Consider the following 22,843-nt stretch of genomic DNA (forward strand, 5'->3'; position numbering starts at 1 on the left):
CTAAAGAGGCCAGGTGGGGACACGAGCACGTCGTTTTTCCAGAGGAAACCAACCCAGCTGCGCCCAAGGGCCTTGCCCGCGGCTGGGCTCATTTGTCACAGCAACACATCTTGGATAGTGGTGGACGGTACGATTCATATCGATTTACGCGCTCCCCTTATCCGCCTGACGAATTAGCACCTGAAGAGGGCCGTTTCCAAGCTAGTGGCAGGACCACAAGCAGCAGGAGCGACAGGCCGGCAATGCTCCAGAGGACGAGAGGCTGAGCGCCGGGTGCGGCGAAAGCGAGCGCCACGGGCGCCAGTGCCTGCCCGATGCTGGCAGCCGAATGCTGGAGGCCAAGCCTCACCCCTGAGGCCGCCGCAGAACCGCTGATCCAGAAGCTTGTGACCAATCGCAGGCTCGCCGAGCTCCAACCGGCGACCAGGATGAACACGCTCATATCGGCTATGCTTGATGCGAGTGGAAAGGCAACGAGCGCCGCTGCCAGCAAACCGAGCGTCAATCCGGCAAGACGCCCGGGAACCTTCACTAACCAATCGAGCCTTGCATGAAAGATCTGCGCCGCCAGCATGCCGAATCCGCAAAGACTGAGCATCCAGGCGATCTGCTCGCGGCTCAGCGAGACCGCACTGCGCGTCATCAGGAGATTGACGTGCATAGCGGCAAGCCCGGCCCCCGCAGCGATCGTGATGAGTAATAGGACTCCCGTGGCGCAGACTGTCGGCGGCGGCGGATCTCCTGAGTCGAGGCAGTGCGCACAGCGGCCTGGCAGGCTTACAAGGCAAAGCGACCCCGCGACGGTGCCGATGCTGGCAGCAACGATCATGAGCGGCGCGCCGGGCATGATCGCAACGGAGACTTCCGCCAAAAGCGGTCCGCCGAGGTCTCCCAAAAATACAGACCCCGTCAACCAGGTGAAACGCCGCGCCTGCTCCCCACGGCTGACCGCGGCGAAACTCGCACTGAGCAGCGCAAGCGGTATGATGGCGGCGGCCGCCATCCCCGCGACCGTGCGCAAAACGTAGAGAGTCGGCAGAGCTACGAGGCCAACTGGTGCAGTCACCATCGCGAGGATAATGAGCGCTGTGCGCAACATGACGCGGTAGTCGACCCGGTCGGCAATCCAGCCCCAAAGCGGTGCCGCCACCAGTGCTGCCAGCGGGTGGACGGCGGTCAAGCTCGCGACATGAAAATCATGCGCTGAGGAAAGCCCGCCGGGATTTGGGTCGACCAGGGTCGGAAGGAAAGCGAGAATGGCCGTCTGCCCTGCCGAGGCCGACACCGCCGCGAGCAGCAACACAATGAAGGAGGATTGACCACGCTTGCCATCGTGTGATTCGCCTTGGGGAACAAGCGGGTCAGCGGTTCGTCGGAGAGCCGGTATCACCACCAAGCGCGCAAGCCGATCACCAGCCGGTGTTCGGATGACCCCTCGCCCCGCAGGCGTCGGAAGCCCGCCGTGCCATCGAACGCACGCTCCCAGACGAAGCCGATATAGGGCGCGAACTTGCGCGACACCTCGTAGCGCAACCGTCCGCTCAGCTCGACATTGCTGAAGCCGCTGCCAAGCTGCCGATCTCTCGACCGCTTCGAATAGATATTGGTCTCTACCTGCGGTGTGAGGATCAACCGATTGGTGAACAGGACCTCATAGGAGGCCTTGGCGCGCGCCGCGAGACGCCCATCGGTCCCTACATAGCCGGTGAGCTGGACGTCGAACCAATAAGGCGCCAGTCCCTCGACGCCGGCGGCCAGCCATGTCGTCGCGCCCTTGCCGAGATCCTGCCTGACCCCGAGCAGCGTGCCCCAGAACGGGTTCTTGCTGTGCCACCACAGCGCCTCGACGCTGCTCTCCGGATCGAGACGTTGGTCGCGGGAGTTCTTGAGGCCCTGGCTGCGCAGCCAGAGCTTGTCATTGTCCTGACCCTTGGTGACGAGCACGGTCCAACCCACGCCCTGACCCTCGTTGCCGCTGGCGAATTCGAGCTCATCGACAAGTATCTTGGGGATCGAGAGCTTGTCGGCCATCTCATAGCCCGGCAGCGTCGAGTTGCGATAGCCGTCGGCATAATCGTCCGAGTTGCGCGCGTCCGGCGGGGCCTTGCCACCCTGCATCGAGCCCATGTCCATCGTGGCGCCGTTACCGGACGCCTTCGTGTCGGTCATATCCATGCCCGGCATGTCCATGCCCGCATGGTCCTGAGAGCCTTGCGCGGAAGGGGTGTGCTGAGCGGGAGTGGCCGTTTGGGCAGGGGTGGCGGCGGGCGACGGGGGCGAGGCATCCTGCGCGAGGGCGGGAGCCGTGATCGCCGGCGCCAGGAAGAGGGCAGCGCCAAGAGCGATGCCGCGCGAGGGGAAAATCCGGATCATGCGACCACCACCTCCCGGAACATGCCGGCCGCCATGTGATAGAGCAGATGGCAATGGAAGGCCCATCGGCCCATGGCGTCGGCGGTGACGCGGAAGCTCACCCGTTGGGCGGGCTGGACCACCACCGTATGCTTGCGGACCTGGAAGGCGCCGTCCGGGCCTTCGACATCGCTCCACATGCCGTGCAGATGCATCGGATGCGCCATCATCGTGTCGTTGACGAAGGTGACGCGCAGCCGCTCGTTCGGCCTGAAATGAAGCGGCCTGGAATCGTTGAGCTTGATGCCGTCGAGCGACCAGATGAACCGTTCCATATTGCCCGTCAGATGCAGCTCGATGTCGCGCTCGGGCTCGCGCGGGTCCGGATCGCCGCCCGGCGTGCGCAAATCGGCCAGCGTCAGCACGCGCCAGCCGCGCCGGCGCAGCCCGGCGCCGGGATCGTCCAGATTGGTGCGCGGATAGTCGACGCGCATGTCGGTATTGGCGCCATATTCGGTGCGGGCGTGCCGTGCCCTGGCCGCCATCTCGGTCATGCCGTGCCCGGCATGCGCGTCGCCTCCCATTGCGCCCATCGTCGCCATCGCGCCCATCATGTCGACCGGCTCGAGCCAGGTCCGGGCCTCGAGCGGCGGCACGGCTGCCGCCATGCCCGGGGCTGGTGCGATCGTACCACGGGCATAGCCGCTCCGATCGATCGCCTGCGCGAAGATGGTGCGGGCGCCGCCCTCGGGCATGGTGAACTCGACGTCATAGGTCTCGCCCGGGCCGATCCGGAATTCCTCGACCGTGACCGGCTCGACCGGCTGCCCGTCGGTCGATACGACCGTCAGCTCGACCCCGGGGATCCGCACGTCGAAGAACGTCGCCGTCCCCGCGCCGACGAAGCGCAGGCGCACGCGCTCGCCGGGCGCGGCGATACCGGTCCAGTTGCCGGCGGGCGGCGCGCCGTTCATCAGATAGGTGTAGGTCGCGGCAGAGACATCGCTGTAGTCGGTCGGGTTCATCCGCGAGCTGTTCCACATCCGCCGCCGCTCGAGCGCCTTGCCCAAGCCCATGGTGCCGACATCCTTGAGGAAATCGCCGGCGGTCGGCTGCGCAAAATTATAGTAGCTGCTCTGCTTCTTGAGATTGAGGAAGATCTGCAACGGCGGCTCGTCCGACCAGTCGCTGAGCACGATGCAATAGTCGCGATCGGGCGCCCGCGCCGTCGGCACCTGTTTTGGCTCCACGATGATCGCTCCATAGAGTCCCGTCTGCTCGGCGAGCGTGTGAGCGTGATACCAGTAGGTTCCGCTCTGGCGGACCTCGAAGCGATAGGTGAAGGTCTCGCCCGGCGCGATGCCGGCAAAGCTGATGCCGGGCACGCCGTCCATCTCCGCCGGCACGATGATGCCGTGCCAATGGATGCTCGACATCTCCTTGAGGCCGTTGCGCACACGGAGCGTGACCGTATCGCCTTCGCGCAGGCGCAGGACCGGCGCGGGCACGCTGCCGTTCACGGCAGTCGCAATACGGCGCTTGCCGGTGAAGTTGACTGGCAGCTCGGCGATCTCGAGGTCGAACTCGGTCCCGCTCAGCTCAGCGGGCAAGGTTGGGGCGGATCGCGCGAGAAGCGCCGGGGCGAAACCGGCGACCGCGCCGCCGATCGCCAGCCCCTGGACGAAACGGCGCCGCGCGATCGGCCGGATATGTAAGGGAGACATGAACTGTACTTTCGCGAAGACGGGTTCAGGCGAGGTCGAGGACGATCCGGCCCTCGATGTCGCCATGATGCATGCGGGAGAAGACGTCGTTGATGTTCTCCAGCTTGTCTGCATGGACCGTGGCCTTGACCTTGCCCTCGCCGGCGAACGCCAGTGCCTCGAGCAGATCGAGCCGCGTGCCGACGATCGAGCCGCGCACGGTAATGCCGTTCAGCACGGTGTCGAAGATCGACAACGGGAAGTCGCCCGGCGGCAGGCCGTTGAGCGCGACCGTGCCGCCGCGCCGGACCATGCCGAGCGCCTGCTGGAACGCCTTGGGCGAAACGGCGGTCACCAGCGCCCCGTGCGCGCCGCCAATGGCTTTCTTGAGCGCTGCCGAAGGGTCCTCGTTGCGCGCGTTGACCGTCAGTGTGGCGCCAAGGCGTGTAGCGAGGTCGAGCTTGCTATCGTCGATGTCGACCGCGGCCACATTGAGACCCATGGCTCGGGCATATTGCACCGCCATGTGGCCGAGCCCGCCAATGCCGGAGACGACCACCCACTCGCCGGGTCGGGCCTCGGTGGCCTTCAATCCCTTGTAGACGGTGACGCCCGCGCAGAGGATCGGCGCAATGTCGAGGAAGTCGACATTGTCGGGAAGGTGACCAACATAGTTGGGATCGGCGAGGACATATTCGGCAAAGCTGCCATTGACCGAATAGCCGGTGTTCTGCTGTTCGTGGCAAAGCGTCTCCCAGCCACCCAGGCAATGCACGCAGTGCCCGCAGGCGGTGTAGAGCCAGGGCACACCGACCCGGTCGCCTTCCTTCACATGGGTGACGCCTGCACCGACGGCGGCGACATGCCCGACGCCTTCATGGCCAGGAATGAAGGGCGGGTTGGGCTTGACCGGCCAGTCTCCTTCTGCCGCGTGCAGGTCGGTATGGCACACGCCGGTTGCCGCAATCTTGACCAGGATCTGCCCGGGGCCGACCGCCGGGATCGGCGCCTCCTCGATGACCAGGGGCTTGCCGAATTCGCGGACGACCGCCGCCTTCATGGTTTTCGCCATGTCCGTTTCTCCTTTGAGCGAGGGGTCAGAACAGGCCGAGCGCGTGCTCGTCATAGGAGACGAGCAGGTTCTTGGTCTGCTGATAATGGTCGAGCATCATCCGGTGATTTTCACGCCCGAAGCCCGACGCCTTGTATCCGCCGAAGGCGGCATGGGCGGGGTACTGATGATAGCAGTTGGTCCAGACCCGCCCGGCCTCGATCGCGCGGCCGAGCCGGTAGGCGGTGTTGCCGCTCCGGGTCCAGACGCCCGCGCCAAGACCGTAGGCGGTGTCGTTGGCAAGTGCGATCGCCTCCTCGACCGTCTTGAAGGTGGTGACCGACAGGACGGGACCGAAGATCTCCTCCTGGAAGATGCGCATGTGGTTCTGACCCACGAACACCGTCGGCTGCACGAAATAGCCCTGGTCGAGCGCACCGCCCGGCAGCGCCCTGGCGCCACCGACCAGACACTGCGCGCCCTCGGCCTTGCCGATATCGATATAGCCCAGGATCTTGTGGAGCTGGTCCTCCGACGCCTGCGCGCCGACCTGGACCGAGGGGTCGAGCGGATCGCCCTGGCGGATCGCGGCGACGCGCGCCACGGCGCGCTCGATGAAGCGGTCGAAGATCGACTCATGGATCAGCGCACGCGACGGGCAGGTGCAGACCTCGCCCTTGTTGAACGCGAACAAAGTAAAGCCTTCGAGCGCCTTGTCGAAGAAGGCATCGTCGTCGTCGAGCACGTCCGCCATGAAGATGTTCGGCGACTTGCCGCCAAGCTCCATAGTCTGGGGGATCAGATGGTCGGCGGCCGCATGCATGATCTGCTTGCCGGTGACGGTCTCGCCGGTGAACGAGACCTTGGCGATGCGCGGATTGGCGGCGATCGCCTGGCCGACGGTCCGTCCCGGGCCGGTAACGACATTGAGCACGCCGGGCGGCAGGATGTCGGCGGTGAGCTCGGCGAACATCAGCAAGGTGAGCGGCGTCTGGGATGCGGGTTTGATGACGGTGCAGTTGCCCGCCGCCAGCGCCGGGGCGATCTTCCACGCCGCCATCAGCAGCGGGAAGTTCCACGGGATGATCTGGCCGACGACGCCGAGCGGCTCGCGGAAATGATAGGCGATGGTGTCCGCATCGATCGTCGAGATGCCGCCTTCCTCCGCCCGGATGCAGCCGGCGAAGTAGCGGAAATGGTCGATCGCAAGCGGAACGTCGGCAGCACGCGTCTCGCGGATCGGCTTGCCATTGTCGATCGTCTCGGCAAGCGCCAGCAGCTCCAGATTATCCTCGAGCCGGTCGGCGACGCGATTGAGAATCCTGGCGCGCTCGGCGGGGGCGATTCTTGCCCATTGATCCTTGGCGGCGTGCGCCGCATCGAGCGCGCGCTCGACATCTTCCGGCGTCGACAGCGCGAACTCTGCGATCTGGGCACCATTGATCGGGCTCTTGTCGGCGAAATACTCGCCGCTCGCAGGAGCGTTCCATCGACCACCGATGAAATTATCATAGCGGTGTCGGAAGGAGGCCGCCGCATTGATGGTCCCGATCGCCTTCTCGAACATTACCTGACTCCATCTCTATCGATGGCCTGACGGAGTAATCTCTTTGCCCGGGCGGCCTATAAGTAAGTTCCGCAGAAGGTAGTTTGGTATCGGTGTCGCGGTCTTTGAGGGTCAGACACGCCAACGGAGCCGATGAGTATTCATCGACTCCCGAACCTATTCGCGCACGCATGATCGGAATTATGCCGAGACACGCTACTCGGCTGATTCTTCTTTTGGGAAGGGCGGCGCTTGGCATTCCAATTCTGGCGTTACGCCCGGAAGCGCTTTAGGCTCACCCAATCGCCTTTCTGAAGCGTCCCGTCCCTCACGCGGAAATGAGCGTAATGGTCGTCGAAAATCTGGTCGACTTCGACATGACCGACAAGGCGGCGGTGGCGCGGCGTTGCGTGATAGACTTCGAGTATCTGCCCGATGTGCGCGCCATCGGCTTTGCCCAGGCAGGCCACTGTGCCGCCCGCATCCGTACGGACGATCTTGCCGCGCATGAACAAGCTATGGCCGATACCCTGTGCGAGGAGCGGCGTGCTGCCAAAGAGCAGAAAGCCAACAGCAGCACCGACGCCAAGATGTTTTCGCATCACTGTTTCCTCTCTCACGTCAGTTGCTCGGTCCCGGCTTTGAAAGTTGGGAGCACGGGGCGACGCTGGGCATCGTCAAAGAACTGGCCCGCCGCGGGGGCGGCGGCGGGCCCTCAGCCCCGGGGGGTGTTTTATCGGGGCTGGAAACTTCACATGTCGCTCATCGGCTTGTCGGCCATGGGCTTGGCGGTCTTCTTCGCGGCCGGCTTGGCCTTCTTCATCGGCATCTTGCAGCAGCCACTCTTCGCCTTACCGGCCATGCCCGAGCCGTTCGATGCAGGCGACCCGCCGGACATGCCGGCCATCCCCGACATGCCCTGTTGATCCTGCTGGGCCGGTTGCCGCTGCTGCTTCTGCGCGCCGGCCTGATGATCCTTCATCATCTGATCGTGCATCTGCTGCCCGCCATGATCCATGCCCTGCTGGTGGGCATGGGCCGGCGCAGTCTGCGCGGGCGCGGGCGTCGACTGGGCGAGAGCGGTGCCGGCGGCGAAGGTTAGCGTCGCGAAGAGGCTGATGGTCGCCGCGCGAAATGTCGTCTGTCGCATTGAGGGTCTCCGAGTGTTCGTCCTGTTGCCCGGTCGACGTTCCGATCCCGGCAATTCCGAAGCTTCAATGCTGCTAGCGAGACGCAGTCTGTATACGTAACTTACGAATCCGCTTTGGATCGCGACAAGCATGAGCGGGATCGTGCGGGGTGGACCATGGCCCAAGTTCAAGCGAATTCATGATCCCGCTTGATGGCGGCCGGCAGCGAAGTGCAAAAGCCAATTGGCCCGCCGTGGGAGAACGGCGGGCCAAAGCTGCGGTTGAACTAGGCCACGGTCGTTGGCCGCCCAGCCTCGTGGTCGGAGCTGGCTTAATGCAGGGTCAGCAACCGCCCCGCGACCTATGCAACATGCGGGAGGCTCCGTCCTGGGTTCCCATCTCCCGCATAGCGATCCGATGGTCCTGCATCATCTCACCGTGCATCCGTACTTCGCGGTGTCGCATTCCTTGCATCTGGGCCGTGTCGGACCGAGCCGGCGCCGGCTTCGCCTTGAGCGTCTGTTCAAGGTCGGGCATGCCCGGCGGCATCCCATCGGCGAGAACTGGCCCGGCGCCGACGGCAAGGACGCCAAAGGCTGCGAGCGAAGCGATAATCGCTGCTTTCTTGCGCAAATATGATTCCTTCAAGTCTGAGTTTCAGTTCGACCGGACACATGCCCGGTCGATTCTCGCTCCCCAGGGAGCTTGCCGTTGAGATGGTATCGGCCTGGAGGTGGCAGTATACGTAATTTGCGAAGCTGGCGGTCAGCCTGCAATGTCCGCTTTAGTTCGGCTACTAGCAAAAGCTGGGCGCGGATGGCCGAAGACGGCGGCCATCAAAGCCTCCGCCTAGCCCGAGCACTGCAAAGCGACGCCGCCTGCTGCAGTTGGCGAACAGCGAAACGTAAATCGCACGCCGCTTTTGCTTCGGCGCGATCGTGGCAAGGCCCACCGCCGAACCAGCCACTCGGACTGGCCCAGGCTAAATTGTCGGAATAGACGCTCACTCGGATCGGTGCCGCAGTGATTGAACGCTCGCCTGGCTGATTATTGATCAACTTGAACCGCCCCGGGTTTGTCGGAGGCCTCGGGGTTTAAGTATGGACGCGTATCTATGCCGATCTGTTCACCGGCGACGAAAGCCAGCGCATCCGCGAAGCACTAACCAAGACGGTCGAGCAGGCGGGCTATGCAAACGAGAACATCTGGGGCGAGCAGATCGAGGATCGCGGCAGCCAGATCACATTCTCCGCGCTCGGTCAGCAAGCGCCGCTCGAGGCCAAGGACACGTGGGATCCCGATCACGCCAAGCGCAAGAGATTGCAGGCCCTGCTCCAGCCGTTGCTGCCAGGCTTTGGCATCAATATCGGCGGGGCGACATCGATCGACATCACGCGCGAAGGGATAGACAAGGCCTATGGCCTCAAGCGCCTTTCCGAGCAGACCGGCGTCGCACTCGACAAGATGATCTTCTTCGGTGACGCGATCTTCCCGGGCGGAAATGATTATCCGGCCAAGCACCTCGGGCTGGATACCGTGCAAGTCCGCGACGTTGCCGAAACCAAGTCGGTGGTTGGCGCGATCGCTGCCTGGCTAGTCTAAAAGCGCTACCGCCGATACCTAACCAGTCCCGCTTTCGCGCCCGTACGACCCAGCTTCGCAGCGGTCCCACATTGTGGAGCCGACGGATCGCTTCAATCGTGCCGGAGCTGCTTGACCCCACTACGCCTGGGCGCGTTCTAGGACACTCAGCTGGCCATGTCCGCCATCATCCGACAGCTGGCGGCGCAATCCTTGCAGGTAGCCGAGCAACGCTTGATCCGCTCGCCCACGACGTGGCTCAGGCATTCCCGCGCACATCGTTCGCAGCCGTCAGCGCAGGCGCGACACAGGATGGTATGGAGGGAGGATTCGCGCAGCATCGAGTTGGCGGTCGCCTGGCACAGTTCCGCACAGTCGTTCAGCATGGCGATCAGCGACGCCGTGGCTGACGCGCCGCCTTGCTTCGTCAGCCAGGCGGCGGTCTCCAGGCACATGCGGTGCGAAGCCACGCAATCGTCGATGCAGTCCGTCATCGACATCGCCATCCCTTCCATTCGATGCTGCTGCGCCGCCGCCGGCCCAGCCAGCGTTCCAGCGGCGGCAAGGCCGGCGCCGGCCATCAGCAATTCGCGTCTCTCGATCATCATGCACCTCCCATCTGCTATCCCTTGAGCGCTGCGCCGCGTCCGGCGGCCTCAGCCGTCATAGGCGACCCATCCAACGCCGCAGCACGCGCCTTCTCCCGCGCCATCCGGGTTTCCTCCCAAGGCCAGTGGCCGTTGATCTCGACCCCAAGCGAGATGCTCAGGAAGGTCCGCACCAGCACAAGCCCGGCCAGCACGATGAGATCGTCGAGCGTCGGGTTGATCACCAGCGACTTGACGATGTCGCCGGCGACCAGAAATTCCAAACCGAGCAGGATGCTGCGGCCGAGCGCCGAGCGGAACGCGCTATAGGCCTCGGTCCGGTCGCCCGCCCTCGCCCGCCGCGCAAACAGAAAGGTTGCGAGCCCCGCGCCGACGAGGATGGTCAGCGTGCCCGCCAGTTCCAGGCCGATCACCGCAAGCCGGAAGAAGGCGCTCAGCCAGTCGGCCTCAATGGTGATCATACCAGCCTCGCTTGCGGATATTGTTGAAGCTGTCGGTGGCGTGACAGGCATAGCATTGGTCGACGCGCGCTTTCGATCCGGCTGCGCGCTGCGAGACCATGCTGAAATGCTCCATGAAGTGACTGGGTGGCGCCTTGTGGCACTCGGCGCACTGCGTCGAATTGACCGATGGATGGCGATAATTGACGATCTTCCAGCTGTCGGTCTTGTGGCAGCTCGCGCAGTCGGTGCCGAACAGGGCCTGGTGCGGATCGCGGAACGCATGGCAGCTCGCGCAATTGAGCGCGGTCTCGGGAGTCAGGCTTCTAGTGTTTGTCGACATGCCCGCCGAAGGCTGCCGCCACTTTGCCATGTCGAGCAAGGCGGCGTGATCCATGCGGATGATGCCGCGCTCTCCCTCATGTTCGACGTGGCAGGAGGTGCACTGCGTCGCTTTCGCGTGGAACTGAGTCGACTGCTTCGTCCCGAAATCGGTGCCCGCATGGCAGGTGAGACAGGTCCGGGTTTCGACGCCCTTGCCCGGCGTGTGGCAGGCCGTGCATTGGCCGGCAAAGGACTGGTGCGCGCTCGAGAGCGGGCCGGGCGAGACGAGCTGCGCCACCAGGCCGGCATCCCTCGGCGCGTCCGATCGCATCCGGATCGCGACCGCGGCGACCATCACCAGCAGGGCTGCGATGAAGACGGCGTAGGAAAGACGCTGCCAGCTCATAGCCAGCGCAGCCCGTAATAGATCGCCGCGCCGACGTGGAGCGCGAGCAGCGCGAAGATGAGACAGCCCAGCAGGATGTGCAGGAACCGCCACCGCGCGAACAGGGTGTTGGTTGCCTCTTCGGCACGGATCGCGAATTCGGTATCGGCCAGCGCTGCGGCGATCCCCGTCTTGTCCTGGGGGCGCTGGCCCGCGGACGCATCCCCGGCGACGAACAGATAGCGCTTCCAGCCCGACAGCGGCGGGGCTGCGGTATCGGCCTGCGTCGGCGCCGCCGGCTCCTCGAGGAAGGCGGCGCGAAGCGAGGCCAGTTCTGACCTGCGTCCGCGCAGCGCCCGACCAAGCTGGGCAAGCAGGTAGCGGCCGATGAAGCCGGTGATGACCGTCATCAGCAGGAGGACGGTCAGAAGCAGGCCGACCGGGCTTTCGAGCTTGTGCGCGGCGTGGACCAGACCCAGGATCGGCGCCAGCACGCCGGCATAGATGTGGATGGCGAGCAGGGTTGGCTTGCTGACGACCCGGGAGAGCGCCTTGTCGACCCAGGCGATGTGCTTGGCCGCGACATAAGGAAGCGTCAGCAGCATCAGCACGAGCGCTGCGATCCCGATGATCCCGCCGGCCAGGCTACCCGGAAAGCGGGGCGACACATGCACGAGATAGCCGAACGGGAACAGCAGCAGGAACGCGACCAGCAGGCCCACGGCAATGTCGCTGCGTTCGCGCATCAGGCTTCGACCACGAGCGGCGTGCCCGTCCCCTTCGCCTGGCACGCGAGCACATAGCCTTGCGCCTTGTCGGCGGGCGCAAGGCCGGATTCGACCTCCATCGTCACTTCGCCCTGCAGCAGCTTGACCACGCAGGCGCCGCATGTGCCCGCACGGCATGCATAGGGGATCTCGACGCCCGCGCCCTCGGCCGCCTCCAGCACGGTCTCGTCCGCGGGCAAGGCCGCCGACACCCCCGACACGGAGAAGGTCACCGTGCTCGGCGCCACCTCGGCGCTCGGGGCCGGCTTATCCGCTGGCGGGGGCGCGGGCTTGACCTCGAGATCCTCGTGGTCGGCCGGCAGCGAGGCCGGACCGAACGCCTCGGTGTGCAGCTGCGCTTCGGGGACGCCGAGTTCCGCCAGCACGCCGCGCATCGCGCCCATCATCGCCGGCGGGCCGCACATATGGATGCGCCGGCTCGCGATCTCCGGCACCGCGGCCAGGATCATCTCGCGCGTGATCGGCCCTTCGGGGCCCATCCAGACGGTGCCGGGCGCGCGCTGCATCGCGGCGACGACATGGAGGTTGGGAAAACGGCGTTCGAGCCGCTCGAGCTCGTCGCGGAACACGAATTCCTCGGTCGACCGTGCGCCGTAGAAGAAGAAGATATCACCCTTCCACGCGGTGTCGGTGAGATAGCGCAGCACCGACATCATCGGGGTGATGCCGACCCCGCCCGCGATCAGCACGATGCTCTGGGCATCCGTTCCCGTGAAGGTGAAGGCGCCGAACGGTCCGCTGACCTTCAGCAGATCGTCGGCGACGACCTTGTCGTGCAGGTATCGCGAGACCACGCCCTGCTCCTCGCGCTTGACCGTCAGTTCGACATAGGCCCGCTGGGTCGGCGAAGAGGCGATCGTGTAGGAACGGCGCGCGGTCTTGCCCGCTTCGGGCTCTACCTCGACCTGCAGGAACTGGCCCGGCAGGAAGTCGAACGGCAGCCGGTCGGCGGTCGGGTCCGCGAGCCGGAAGGTCAGCACGCTCGGCGTCTCTCGCACGATCTGGACCACGCGCAGCTGCCCCGCCCAGCTTTTGGGCTTGCGCAGCGACGCCCCAGCGGGTGCGGCCGCATTGCTCGGCGCGAGCCCGGCGCTGTCGGCAACGGGTGCAGGCGCGGGCGCAACCCTGGTAGCGGGAGGGGCAGCCTTCGGCTCCGGCTTTGCTGGAACCTTGGCGGTGGCGACACCGCCGGCGATCGCCCCGATCCGCCGCAGGCGGAAGATCTGCAGCGCGATAAGCGTGGCGCTCACCAGCCCCAGGAACAGCATGAGAAGGAGGTGCGAGGGCGAGATGCCGAACCAGTGATCGGCATGGCCGGGCGCGGCCTGGTCGATGTCGAGCTGATCGCGCAGCCAGGCAAGCCCGACCTCCCGGGGCGGCTGCAAGCCCCCGATCGCGCCCTGCGCGGCGGTGCCGGAGCGGAACAGGTCGGTTCCCTCGCGCAGGCGCCGCGCCGCATCGAGCCGGGCCGAGACCGTGGTCGCACGCGCGCCGTCGGCCGAGGCGGCGTTGATCATCGCCAGACCCGTGCTTACCCGTTCGCCGGCCTGCGCAGCGACCCGCTGCCTTGCCGCTTCGTCAAGCGCGGGAAAGGCGAGCAGCTGCGAGATGAAGCCGGTCCGGCGCGATTCGTGGCCGTGCTCATTCTCCCCTTCCCCATTGATCATGCGATCCATCATGGGGTTCATCATCTTCGCCATGTCCGACGACCCCGGCTCTGCCGGTGCGGACATGCCCCCGCCGGCCGGCATGCCTGCGCCATGATGCGCGGCATGATCCTCGCCCTCCTGCGCGCCCGCGCTCGCGGACAGGCTGAGAGCGATTGCGCAGCCGAGGCTCAAGCGTCGAAGGCTGATCCGCCTGGACATCCTCATCCCCTTAGTGTGCGAGCCTACATATCCTTCATCGGCATCGCCGCATTGCCCGGCGCGGGATCGGGTGCCGGCGCGGTCTGGTTGCCGGCCCCGGCGCGCATCGCGTCATGGTCCATCGCCTGACGGTGATGCCGCTCCATCTCGGCCTGGTTGCTCATCGCGTCCATCGGCGCCGCGTCTGCAGCGTTGCCGCTGTCGGTCAGGACCGGGGTGGCGGCGACGCTGTTCGCCGCGGGCGGCACCGTCTGGTCGGCCTGGCGGTCGCAGCCCGAAAGCGCGAGCGCCAGCAACAGGCTTCCGCCGACAAGTGGAAGGGCTTTCTTCGCATGGTCGATCATGGCTTTGCTCCTTGGCTTGAAAACTGTGTCCGGGCGCCATCCCTGGCGTCCGGACCGGCTCATTGCGCGCTGCGCAGAATCCGGAGACACCGGTCGTGCGAGAGGTTCATCGGGTTGCGCCCCTGCCCCTTCATCTCGCCATGATCATGCGGCGTCTGGAGACCCATATTGCCCTCCATCGCCCGGCAACTCTCGACCTGCGCCGAGGTCGGCCGCGTGGTCACACAGGCGCCTAGAAGCAGCGCCGGCGTGAGGACGGCGATCAAACGCATTTTCTTCATGACAAAACCCCTTTCGCTCGTGGTGATCGTTCGTCCTGCGCTGCCTGATGTTTCTTGTTATGCTGCTGGTCTTTCCGCCGCGCCGTCAGGAAGGCGAGGATCGGGCAATCGGAGACCGGCACTTCGCCCGGGCATTCGTCGGCGAGCATCCGCAGCATGTCGCGGATATCCGACAGGCGCTCGAGCCGGGCTTCGGCGTCCGCGATCTTGGCAAGCGTGATATCGAGCACGGCCTGGGCATGCGCGGTGTCCGACGCCCTGAGCGCCAGCAGCTGCCGGGCCTGTTCGAGTGTGAAACCAAGCTCCTGCGCCGAGCGGATGAAATTGACGCGCTCGAGGTCGGTCGCGTCGTAGAGCCTGTAGCCCGCTGCCGTGCGCGCGGGCTCGCGCAGCAGGCCCATCCGCTCATAATAGCGGATCGTATCCCGCCCCACGCCTGCGGCCGCGGCCAGTTCGCCGATCTTGAAATTGCCCATGTCATCCGCTCGATCATGCCGGTAGGACCATGGTCCAGGGTCAAGCGGTTTCGCCTCGATCCCGAACGGTCCGTTGCCGCCGGCAACCCGCTGCCCCGATGCCTCGCATCAGGGCAGCGTGTGCCGCCGGGCCACCGGCGCGTCAGTTCTTGCGAAGCTCGACGATGTCGTGCTTGGCAGGCGTACCGTCGGCGACGGACACATGCGCGAAGTGATCATCGAAGATATGATCGATCGTCACATGGCCGACGAGCTGGCGGTGATAGGTCGGCGCCACGCCCTTGGGCGGACCCGGATGGGTCACGACGCGATAGACCTCGAGCTTCTGGCCGACCTCGGCGCCATCGGCCTTGCCGATGCAGACGACCGTGCCGTTGCTGCCCGTGTCGACGATCGAGCCGCGCATGAACAAGCTGTGCCCGATGCCCTGGGCCATAGCGGGGACGGCAGCAAGCATCGAAATGCCGGCAAGCCCGACCATGAGAGTTTTTCTGACCATATTCACCTCCTTGGATGGTAAGCCACCGCCCGGACCTGCCGGGGGGAAGAGCGTCTCTTCAGGCTTGGGACTACGGTCCCGGGTCCAGCCTCGATATACGTAGAGGCCGCAGCCGATCTTCTTCCCCGGGCCAGATCTTTATTGACGCGGAGTTGACGGAATCAGCCGTCAGCACTTCAAAACCCGCGCGGCGCGAGACTTTGGTTGGCTGCGCCAGCGAAACCCGCTAGATATCGAGGCTCGTGAAACGCCTGCTCGCCCTTCTGCTCGTCATCGGAGCGCTGTCCGGTCTCTTCGGAGCCCAGATGGCGGCCGCGCACAGCGTGCCGCAGGCGGCAGGCGCGCCGCTGGCCAAGGGCATGGATGCAGACTGCATGGCAATGATGGCCAAGCAGCAGCCTGCGCCCAGCGAAAAGCCCTGCAAGGGCCTGACGCTCGATTGCATCGCCGCGATGGGGTGCGTGATCCCGCTGGTCGCAGCGGACCTGGCAGGCGGCGTTGCGCCTGCGCGTCTCTACGACGCGCCCAGCTTCTGGACGACCGATACGATATTGACCGGCAAGGCGGTTGTGCCCGAGCCGGATCCTCCCACCAGCCTTGCCTGATTGAACGAGCACGGGCTGCGCGCATCGATCGATGCGCGCAGCCCGGTTTCCTTCTTTTCAGTCAAAGGTTTTCGTGATGATCAAACTGCTTCCGGCCGCCCTTGTGGCGGCCCTCAGTCTCGCCGCGCCTGCGCTTGCAACCGACGCGAGCCGCACGCCGCAAGGCCATTGGGAATGGCGGTCGGCGCCGCAATATGGTCCGCGGGCGACTGGCCCTGCGCGTGTCCGCATATGGGTGCCCGACAGCCGGGACATGGCCAGCTGCGATTGCGCGATGATGCAGGCAAGCGCCGCCGACTGCATGCGCGGCGCAGTCAGGTCGGACAAGGGCTAAACCCGCTCCGGAGCGGCGCGTCACATCTTGGCGCGCCGCCTCTGTCATGAGGGGATGATATCCATGATCATGATGCCGAGGCGCGCTGTGCGACGCCTGTTGCTCTCTATCGGTGCGACGCTTGCGAGCGCCTGGGCCGTGCCGGTGTCGGCCGGCCCGCTCACCTACGAGCAGGCAGTGAGGCTCGCTGCCGCCAACGCGCCAAGCCTCAAGGCGCGCGCGGCGGCGACAGCCGGCGCCCGCTCTTCGGCGGTCGCGGCCGATCGCCTGCCCGATCCGACGCTCGACCTGGGCCTGCAGAACTTCCCGGTGAGCGGCCCCAATGCCGGCAGCTTCACGCGCGACGATTTCACTATGGCGACGATCGGGTTCAGCCAGACCTTCCCCAATCTCGCCAAGCGCCATGCACGCGCCGCGCGCGCCGCGGCCGATATCGGTATCGCCGAGGCGGGCGAGCTGGTCGAAGGCCGCAACGTGCGGCTCGAGACCGCCCTCGCCTGGGTCGATCTCTATTATGGAGAACGCCGGCTCCGGCAGCTCGACCTGCTCGATGCCAGCCTCGACGACCTGCAGAAGACCGTGACCGCACGCCTGGCGTCGGGCAGCGCGCGCCCGAGCCAGGCGCTCGAGCCCGACCAGCTCCGCGCCGCCATCGCCGATCGCCGCGCCGAGATGGCTGCGGTGGTGGCGCAGGCGCGGGCCCGGCTCGCGCGCTATACCGGCGACCCCGACCCGCAGGCGACGGGCGACCCGCCGATACTCGATGTCGATCCGATCCGGCTGCGGGCCGGGATCGATGCGCTTCCCGCCGTGCGCGCGCAGGACGCGCGGATCGCAGTCGCCGAAGCGGACGTGCGCCTCGCGCGCGCCGACAAGCGCTCCGACTGGAAGGTCGGCGTCACCTATGGCCGGCGCGATCCCATGTACGGCGACATGGCCTCGGTCGGCGTGTCGATCGACCTGCCAATGTTCGCCGGCAAGCGCCAGAATCCCAGGATCGCTGCCAGCGAGAGCCTTGTGCAAGGGGGTCGGTTCGACCGCGAGGCGATCCGCCGCGAGCTGGTGGCGCAACTCGACGCCGATCTCGCAGACCATGCCATGCATCTCTCCCGGTTGCGCAATGCCCGCGAGACGCTGGTGCCCCTCGCCAGGCGCCGCGCCGAACTCGACCGCGACAGCTATGCCGCGGGCAAGCTCGACCTGGGAACCGCGCTGCTCTCGACCCTGGCGCTCGCCGAGGCCGAGGTCGAAACGCTCAACCGCGAGGCCGATGTCGCGCGCGACGCGGTCCGTATCAACATCACTTATGGGGAGGAGCGGCCATGACGCTCAAGTCGGACACAGTGCGCTGGGGCGCATCGATCCTTGTCGTCGCGCTGGCCGCCGGTGGCGCGGGCTATTGGGCGGGCCACAGGTCGCCGCAACCGCAGGCCGCCGCGTCCGGCGAGGCGGGCACAGGCTCGGGCAAGGTGCTCTACTGGTACGACCCGATGTTTCCCAACCAGAAGTTCGACAAGCCCGGCAAGTCGCCGTTCATGGATATGCAGCTTGTGCCCAGATATGCCGACGGCGAAAGTGCCGGCGCGGCGCCCGGGGTGACGGTCGATCCCTCCGCGCGCCAGAGCCTCGGCCTGCGCGTGGCCGAGGCCCGCATGGGCAGCCTTGCGAGCACGCTGGAAGTCACCGGCACGATCGACTTCAACCAGCGCGACGTCGCCGTCATCCAGGCGCGTTCGGGCGGGTTCGTGAGCCGCGTCTATGCGCGAGCGCCCGGGGACGTGGTCCGCGCCGGCGCGCCGATCGCGGACCTGCTCCTGCCCGAATGGGGCGGCGCGCAGACCGAATATCTGAGCGTCAGGCGGCTCGGCAAGCCCGACCTCACCGCGGCCGCGCGCCAGCGACTGCGGCTGATGGGCATGTCCGACGGCCTCATCGCCAGCGTCGAGCGGAGCGGACGCCCGAACGGCGTGGTGACGATCACGACGCCGATCTCGGGCACGATCCAGACGCTCGACGCCCGTGCCGGCGTGACGCTCGCCATGGGCCAGACGCTCGCCCAGGTAAGCGGGCTCGGCACCGTCTGGCTCAATGCCGCGGTGCCCGAAGCGCGCGCGGGCGATGTCCGGGTCGGCCAGAATGCCAGCACCACGCTGGCGGGCTTCCCCGGCGAGCGCTTCGCCGGCCGGGTGATCGCGATCCTGCCGACCACGCAGGCCGACAGCCGCACGCTCACCGTGCGGATCGAGCTGCCCAACCGGGACGGCCGGTTGCGGCCGGGCATGTTCGCCAGCGTCGCGCTTGGCGGCGATGCCAAGCCGGCGCTGCTGGTGCCGAGCGAAGCGGTGATCCGCACGGGCAGGCGCACGCTCGTCATGCTGGCCGCAGGCGACGGGCGCTATCATCCCGCCGAGGTCCGCATCGGCCGCGAGGCAGGCGGCGAGACCGAGATCCTTGCCGGCCTGTCGCCCGGCGAGAACGTCGTCGTCTCGGGGCAGTTCCTGATCGATTCCGAGGCGAGCCTGTCGGGAATCGAGGCGCGGCCGATCGGCGGCGGTGCGGCATCGGCGACCATCGCCGCGCCGGCGTCGAAAGCCACGCTGTACGAGACGACGGGCAAGATCGAGCGGATCACGGCCAATTCGGTGACGCTCAGCCACGAGCCCGTTCCCGCGCTCGACTGGCCGGCGATGACGATGACCTTCGCGCTCGCCAATCCGGGCATCGCGCGCGGCTTCAAGGCGGGTGACCGGGTCCGGTTCGGGTTCGACCGGCCCCCGGCGGGACCGACGCTGCGGCATATGGCGAAGGTGGCGGGCCAGTGATCGCCCATCTCATCCGCTGGTCGGTGAGGAACCGCTTCTTCGTCGTGCTCGGCATGCTCGCGCTGGTCGGCGCGGGCCTGTGGGCGGTGCGCTCGACCCCGATCGACGCGCTGCCCGATCTTTCCGACGTGCAGGTCGTGATCCGCACTTCCTATCCGGGTCAGGCGCCGCAGATCGTCGAGAACCAGATCACCTATCCGCTCACCACCACCATGCTGTCGGTGCCCGGCGCCAAGACGGTGCGCGGCTATTCCTTCTTCGGCGACAGCTTCGTCTATGTGATCTTCGAGGACGGCACCGATCTCTACTGGGCGCGCAGCCGCGTGCTCGAATATCTCAACCAGGTCCAGGGTCGGTTGCCGGCCAGCGCCCGCAGCGCGCTCGGGCCGGACGCGACCGGGGTCGGCTGGGTCTATGAATATGCGCTGGTCGACCGCACCGGCCGGCACGATCTCTCGCAGCTTCGCGGGTTGCAGGACTGGTTCCTGCGCTACGAGCTGAAGACCGTGACCGGCGTGGCCGAAGTCGCCAGCATCGGCGGCATGGTCAAGCAGTACCAGGTGCTGCTCGATCCGGTGAAGCTCGCGGCCTACGGCGTAACCCACGCCCAGGCAGTGCAGGCGATCAGCCAAGCCAATCAGGAAGCCGGCGGCTCGGTGCTGGAAATGGCCGAGGCCGAATATATGGTCCGCGCCTCGGGCTATCTGAAAACGCTCGACGATTTCCGGGCAATCCCGCTCAAGACTGCGGCGGGCGGCGTGCCCGTCCGGCTCGGCGATGTCGCCACGATCCAGGTCGGCCCCGAGATGCGGCGCGGCATCGCCGAACTGAACGGCGAAGGCGAGGTCGCCGGCGGCGTCGTTATTCTTCGGTCAGGCAAGAACGCCCGTGAGACCATCGCGGCGGTCAAGGACAAGCTCGCCGATCTCAGGAAAAGCCTGCCGCCGGGCGTCGAGGTGGTCACGGTCTATGACCGCTCGCAGCTGATCGATCGCGCGGTCGAGAACCTCACCCGCAAGCTGGTCGAGGAGTTCATCGTCGTCGCATTGGTCTGCGCCCTGTTCCTCTGGCACGTCCGCTCGGCGCTGGTCGCGATCCTGACCTTGCCGCTCGGTGTGCTGGCCGCGTTCGTCGTAATGCGGTTCCAGGGGGTGAACGCCAACATCATGTCGCTGGGCGGCATCGCCATCGCCATCGGCGCGATGGTGGATGCGGCGGTCGTCATGATCGAGAACGCCCACAAGAGGATCGAACGCTGGGAGCAGGATCACCCGGACAGACATCTCGATGGCGAGATGCGCTGGATCGTCGTCACCGAGGCGGCGGCCGAGGTCGGGCCGGCGCTGTTCTTCAGCCTGCTGATCATCACGCTGTCGTTCATTCCGGTCTTCACCCTGGAGGCGCAGGAAGGCCGGCTGTTCGCGCCGCTCGCCTTCACCAAGACCTATGCGATGGGCGCGGCCGCGATCCTGTCGGTGACCCTGGTGCCGATCCTGATGGGCTGGCTGATCCGGGGCCGCATTCCGGCCGAGCAGGCCAATCCGGTCAATCGCTGGCTCACCAATATCTACCGGCCCGCGATCGACTGGACGATGAAGCGGCCCAAGGCAGTGCTGCTGATCGCGGCTCTGGTGTTCGCCACCACGGCCTGGCCGCTCAGCCGGCTCGGCGGCGAGTTCATGCCCAATCTCGACGAGGGCGACCTGCTCTACATGCCCTCGGCGCTGCCGGGCCTCTCGGCCGCCAAGGCGAGTGAGCTGCTCCAGCAGACCGACCGCCTGATCAAGACCGTGCCCGAAGTCGAAAGCGTGTTCGGCAAGGCCGGCCGCGCCGAGACCGCGACCGATCCCGCGCCGCTCGAAATGTTCGAGACGACGATCCAATTCAAGCCCCGCGACCAGTGGCGGTCGGGCATGACGCCCGAACGCCTTGTCGACGAGCTCGATCGCCGGGTGAAGCTTCCGGGTCTCGCCAATATCTGGGTGCCGCCGATCCGCAACCGCATCGACATGCTCGCGACGGGCATCAAGAGCCCGATCGGGGTCAAGGTGTCGGGCAGTGACCTCGCCGAGCTCGACCGCATCGCGCATGATGTCGAGACCGTGGCCAGGAGCGTGCCCGGCGTCAGCTCGGCGCTCGCCGAGCGGCTGACCGGCGGACGCTATGTCGATGTCGACATAGACCGCGCCGCCGCCGCGCGGTTCGGGCTCAACATCGCCGACGTCCAGGCCATCGTCTCCGGCGCGATCGGCGGCGAGACGATCGGCGAGACGGTCGAGGGCCTCGCCCGCTATCCGATCAGCGTGCGCTATCCGCGCGAATTGCGCGACAGCCTCGAAAGGCTGCGGGCGCTACCGATCCTGACGCCCGCGGGCCAGCAGATCACCTTGGGCACCGTGGCAAACGTCTCGATCGCCGAGGGACCGCCGATGCTCAAGACCGAGAATGCCCGGCCTTCGACCTGGGTCTACGTCGATGTGCGCGGGCGCGATCTTGCCTCGGTGGTCGGCGATCTGCAGCGTGCGGTGGCGAAACAGGTCAGGCTCTCGCCTGGGGTCAGCATCGCTTACTCTGGCCAGTTCGAATATCTCGAGCGCGCGGTCGACCGCTTGAAGCTGGTCGTGCCCGCGACGCTGCTGATCATCTTCGTGCTGCTCTACCTCATCTTCGGCCGCTTCGACGAGGCGGCGCTGATCATGGGGACGCTGCCGTTTGCGCTGACCGGCGGCATCTGGACGCTTTATCTGCTGGGGTTCAACCAGTCGATCGCCACCGGGGTCGGGTTCATCGCGCTCGCCGGCGTCTCCGCCGAGTTCGGGGTGGTGATGCTGATCTATCTCAAGAACGCGCTGGCCGAGCGCGGCGCACATCCGGACGCTGCCGAGGTCGAGGCCGCCGTGCGCGAAGGCGCGCTGCTGCGCGTCCGTCCCAAGGCGATGACGGTGGCGGTGATCCTGGCCGGCCTGCTGCCGATCCTGCTGGGATCAGGCGCGGGTTCGGAGGTCATGAGCCGGATTGCCGCGCCGATGATCGGCGGCATGCTGACCGCGCCCTTGCTCTCAATGTTCGTCCTGCCCGCCGCCTACCTGCTGTTGCGCCGGCCCAAGACCGATCCCATCCCTCAACCCGTTTCATCATGAAGGAGAAGACGATGAACCATGCACGACTGACCATTGCCCTCGGCCTCGCCGCCCTGACTGCCGCGTGCGGCAAGAAGGCGGAGGCCCCCGTTGCGACTGAGACCAACGAGGCGGCGCCCGCCGCGACCATGAGCGGCGACATGGGCAACATGTCGATGGCGCCTGACGCGAACGCCGCGATCAAGGCCAAGGGCCATGGCACCGTCACCGCGATCGACAAGGCGGCAGGCACGATCACGCTCGATCATGGTCCGATCCCGGAGGCCAAGTGGCCCGCGATGACGATGGCGTTCAAGGCCGCGCCGTCGATCACCGATGCGGTCAAGGTCGGCGACAAGGTCGATTTCGACCTCTCGCTCAAGGGCAGCGATGGCGAGGTCACCGCGATCGCAAAGCAGTGATCCGCTAAGTTCGACCGGAAAAAGCTGGTTGCGTCGCCGCTCCCGGGCGGCGACGCCCGTGCCGGCCGTCTGCCTGGCTGTGCGCCCGGTCGACGGTTGCGACCGGCAACGCCCAATGCCAGCGGCGTTTCCCTGCGCGATCACCGACAATTTGAGCACGCTTCG

The 22,843-nt window shown here is 66.3% G+C and carries 23 protein-coding genes and 1 pseudogene; 8 read left to right on the plus strand and 16 right to left on the minus strand.

Features of this window, described 5'->3' with window-relative positions; translation table 11 throughout:
- Nucleotides 1–157: 157 nt before the first annotated feature.
- The 7 genes from GGR89_RS15740 to GGR89_RS22060 all read right to left on the minus strand — a co-directional run bounded on the left by GGR89_RS15740 (nt 158) and on the right by GGR89_RS22060 (nt 7,802).
- Nucleotides 158–1,303 carry an MFS transporter gene (locus tag GGR89_RS15740; protein ID WP_223308211.1) on the minus strand — a complete coding sequence of 382 codons (1,146 nt, stop codon included), beginning with the start codon at nt 1,301–1,303 and terminating at the stop codon, nt 158–160.
- Nucleotides 1,304–1,386: 83 nt separating this feature from the next.
- Nucleotides 1,387–2,373, minus strand: coding sequence for a copper resistance protein B (locus GGR89_RS15745; RefSeq protein ID WP_170172290.1), 987 nt, complete (start codon nt 2,371–2,373; stop codon nt 1,387–1,389).
- A complete protein-coding gene (locus tag GGR89_RS15750; protein ID WP_037486761.1) occupies nt 2,370–4,076 on the minus strand; it encodes a copper resistance system multicopper oxidase in 1,707 nt (568 codons plus the stop codon). Before GGR89_RS15750 ends, GGR89_RS15745 begins: the two co-directional genes overlap by 4 nt.
- A 25-nt stretch (nt 4,077–4,101) precedes the next feature.
- On the minus strand, nt 4,102–5,127 hold the full coding sequence (gene adhP / locus GGR89_RS15755; RefSeq protein ID WP_037486763.1) for an alcohol dehydrogenase AdhP: 1,026 nt from the start codon (nt 5,125–5,127) through the stop codon (nt 4,102–4,104).
- 25 nt (nt 5,128–5,152) lie between these two features.
- Nucleotides 5,153–6,673, minus strand: a complete 1,521-nt coding sequence (locus GGR89_RS15760; protein WP_037486766.1) for an aldehyde dehydrogenase family protein — start codon at nt 6,671–6,673, stop codon at nt 5,153–5,155.
- 251 nt (nt 6,674–6,924) lie between these two features.
- Complete coding sequence (locus GGR89_RS15765; RefSeq protein WP_066764822.1) at nt 6,925–7,254, minus strand: hypothetical protein; 330 nt, start codon at nt 7,252–7,254, stop codon at nt 6,925–6,927.
- Between the two features lie 149 nt (nt 7,255–7,403).
- On the minus strand, nt 7,404–7,802 hold the full coding sequence (locus tag GGR89_RS22060; RefSeq protein WP_066764827.1) for a hypothetical protein: 399 nt from the start codon (nt 7,800–7,802) through the stop codon (nt 7,404–7,406).
- A 397-nt stretch (nt 7,803–8,199) separates the two neighbouring features.
- Between GGR89_RS22060 and GGR89_RS22065 the strand changes: the two genes are divergently transcribed.
- Together GGR89_RS22065 and GGR89_RS15780 are read left to right on the plus strand one after the other, a co-directional pair.
- Nucleotides 8,200–8,421: a hypothetical protein gene (locus GGR89_RS22065; RefSeq protein ID WP_062121690.1), complete on the plus strand. Its 222-nt coding sequence runs from the start codon at nt 8,200–8,202 to the stop codon at nt 8,419–8,421.
- A gap of 462 nt (nt 8,422–8,883) precedes the next feature.
- Nucleotides 8,884–9,384 (plus strand): annotated as a pseudogene (locus tag GGR89_RS15780) (HAD hydrolase family protein); the annotation flags it as partial.
- A 146-nt stretch (nt 9,385–9,530) separates the two neighbouring features.
- Here GGR89_RS15780 and GGR89_RS15785 read toward each other — a convergent pair.
- The 9 genes from GGR89_RS15785 to GGR89_RS15825 form a co-directional block, all read right to left on the minus strand.
- Nucleotides 9,531–9,971, minus strand: coding sequence for a four-helix bundle copper-binding protein (locus tag GGR89_RS15785; RefSeq protein WP_062788721.1), 441 nt, complete (start codon nt 9,969–9,971; stop codon nt 9,531–9,533).
- A gap of 14 nt (nt 9,972–9,985) precedes the next feature.
- Complete coding sequence (locus tag GGR89_RS15790) at nt 9,986–10,432, minus strand: DUF1622 domain-containing protein (protein ID WP_044663289.1); 447 nt, start codon at nt 10,430–10,432, stop codon at nt 9,986–9,988.
- Nucleotides 10,419–11,141: a cytochrome c3 family protein gene (locus tag GGR89_RS15795; RefSeq protein WP_044663288.1), complete on the minus strand. Its 723-nt coding sequence runs from the start codon at nt 11,139–11,141 to the stop codon at nt 10,419–10,421. The genes GGR89_RS15790 and GGR89_RS15795 overlap by 14 nt, the downstream gene beginning before the upstream one ends.
- Nucleotides 11,138–11,866 carry a hypothetical protein gene (locus GGR89_RS15800; RefSeq protein ID WP_125976814.1) on the minus strand — a complete coding sequence of 243 codons (729 nt, stop codon included), beginning with the start codon at nt 11,864–11,866 and terminating at the stop codon, nt 11,138–11,140. Before GGR89_RS15800 ends, GGR89_RS15795 begins: the two co-directional genes overlap by 4 nt.
- On the minus strand, nt 11,866–13,776 hold the full coding sequence (locus tag GGR89_RS15805; protein WP_030089529.1) for a 2Fe-2S iron-sulfur cluster-binding protein: 1,911 nt from the start codon (nt 13,774–13,776) through the stop codon (nt 11,866–11,868). The genes GGR89_RS15800 and GGR89_RS15805 overlap by 1 nt, the downstream gene beginning before the upstream one ends.
- A gap of 23 nt (nt 13,777–13,799) precedes the next feature.
- A complete protein-coding gene (locus tag GGR89_RS15810) occupies nt 13,800–14,120 on the minus strand; it encodes a hypothetical protein (RefSeq protein ID WP_007406382.1) in 321 nt (106 codons plus the stop codon).
- Nucleotides 14,121–14,179: 59 nt separating this feature from the next.
- Nucleotides 14,180–14,401: a hypothetical protein gene (locus GGR89_RS15815; protein WP_007406426.1), complete on the minus strand. Its 222-nt coding sequence runs from the start codon at nt 14,399–14,401 to the stop codon at nt 14,180–14,182.
- Nucleotides 14,398–14,877 (minus strand): heavy metal-responsive transcriptional regulator, encoded by a 480-nt coding sequence (locus GGR89_RS15820; RefSeq protein WP_007406417.1) that lies wholly within the window; start codon nt 14,875–14,877, stop codon nt 14,398–14,400. The genes GGR89_RS15815 and GGR89_RS15820 overlap by 4 nt, the downstream gene beginning before the upstream one ends.
- A 142-nt stretch (nt 14,878–15,019) precedes the next feature.
- A complete protein-coding gene (locus tag GGR89_RS15825; RefSeq protein WP_037447968.1) occupies nt 15,020–15,358 on the minus strand; it encodes a hypothetical protein in 339 nt (112 codons plus the stop codon).
- A 260-nt stretch (nt 15,359–15,618) separates the two neighbouring features.
- On the opposite strand from GGR89_RS15825, the gene GGR89_RS15830 reads away from it, so the two are divergent.
- From GGR89_RS15830 to GGR89_RS15855, 6 genes are all read left to right on the plus strand, one after another.
- Nucleotides 15,619–15,981 (plus strand): hypothetical protein, encoded by a 363-nt coding sequence (locus GGR89_RS15830; RefSeq protein ID WP_066764832.1) that lies wholly within the window; start codon nt 15,619–15,621, stop codon nt 15,979–15,981.
- A gap of 76 nt (nt 15,982–16,057) precedes the next feature.
- Nucleotides 16,058–16,315, plus strand: coding sequence for a hypothetical protein (locus GGR89_RS15835; protein ID WP_007683334.1), 258 nt, complete (start codon nt 16,058–16,060; stop codon nt 16,313–16,315).
- A gap of 63 nt (nt 16,316–16,378) precedes the next feature.
- Nucleotides 16,379–17,641, plus strand: coding sequence for a TolC family protein (locus GGR89_RS15840; RefSeq protein WP_066520056.1), 1,263 nt, complete (start codon nt 16,379–16,381; stop codon nt 17,639–17,641).
- The gene (locus GGR89_RS15845; RefSeq protein ID WP_066764835.1) at nt 17,638–19,137 is read left to right on the plus strand and encodes an efflux RND transporter periplasmic adaptor subunit; all 1,500 of its coding nucleotides are present in this window, start codon (nt 17,638–17,640) and stop codon (nt 19,135–19,137) included. Before GGR89_RS15840 ends, GGR89_RS15845 begins: the two co-directional genes overlap by 4 nt.
- A complete protein-coding gene (locus GGR89_RS15850) occupies nt 19,134–22,277 on the plus strand; it encodes an efflux RND transporter permease subunit (RefSeq protein ID WP_007406408.1) in 3,144 nt (1,047 codons plus the stop codon). Before GGR89_RS15845 ends, GGR89_RS15850 begins: the two co-directional genes overlap by 4 nt.
- The gene (locus tag GGR89_RS15855) at nt 22,274–22,678 is read left to right on the plus strand and encodes a copper-binding protein (RefSeq protein WP_007406376.1); all 405 of its coding nucleotides are present in this window, start codon (nt 22,274–22,276) and stop codon (nt 22,676–22,678) included. The genes GGR89_RS15850 and GGR89_RS15855 overlap by 4 nt, the downstream gene beginning before the upstream one ends.
- Nucleotides 22,679–22,843 lie beyond the last annotated feature (165 nt).

Source organism: Sphingomonas trueperi, assembly GCF_011927635.1.
Taxonomy (GTDB): domain Bacteria; phylum Pseudomonadota; class Alphaproteobacteria; order Sphingomonadales; family Sphingomonadaceae; genus Sphingomonas; species Sphingomonas trueperi.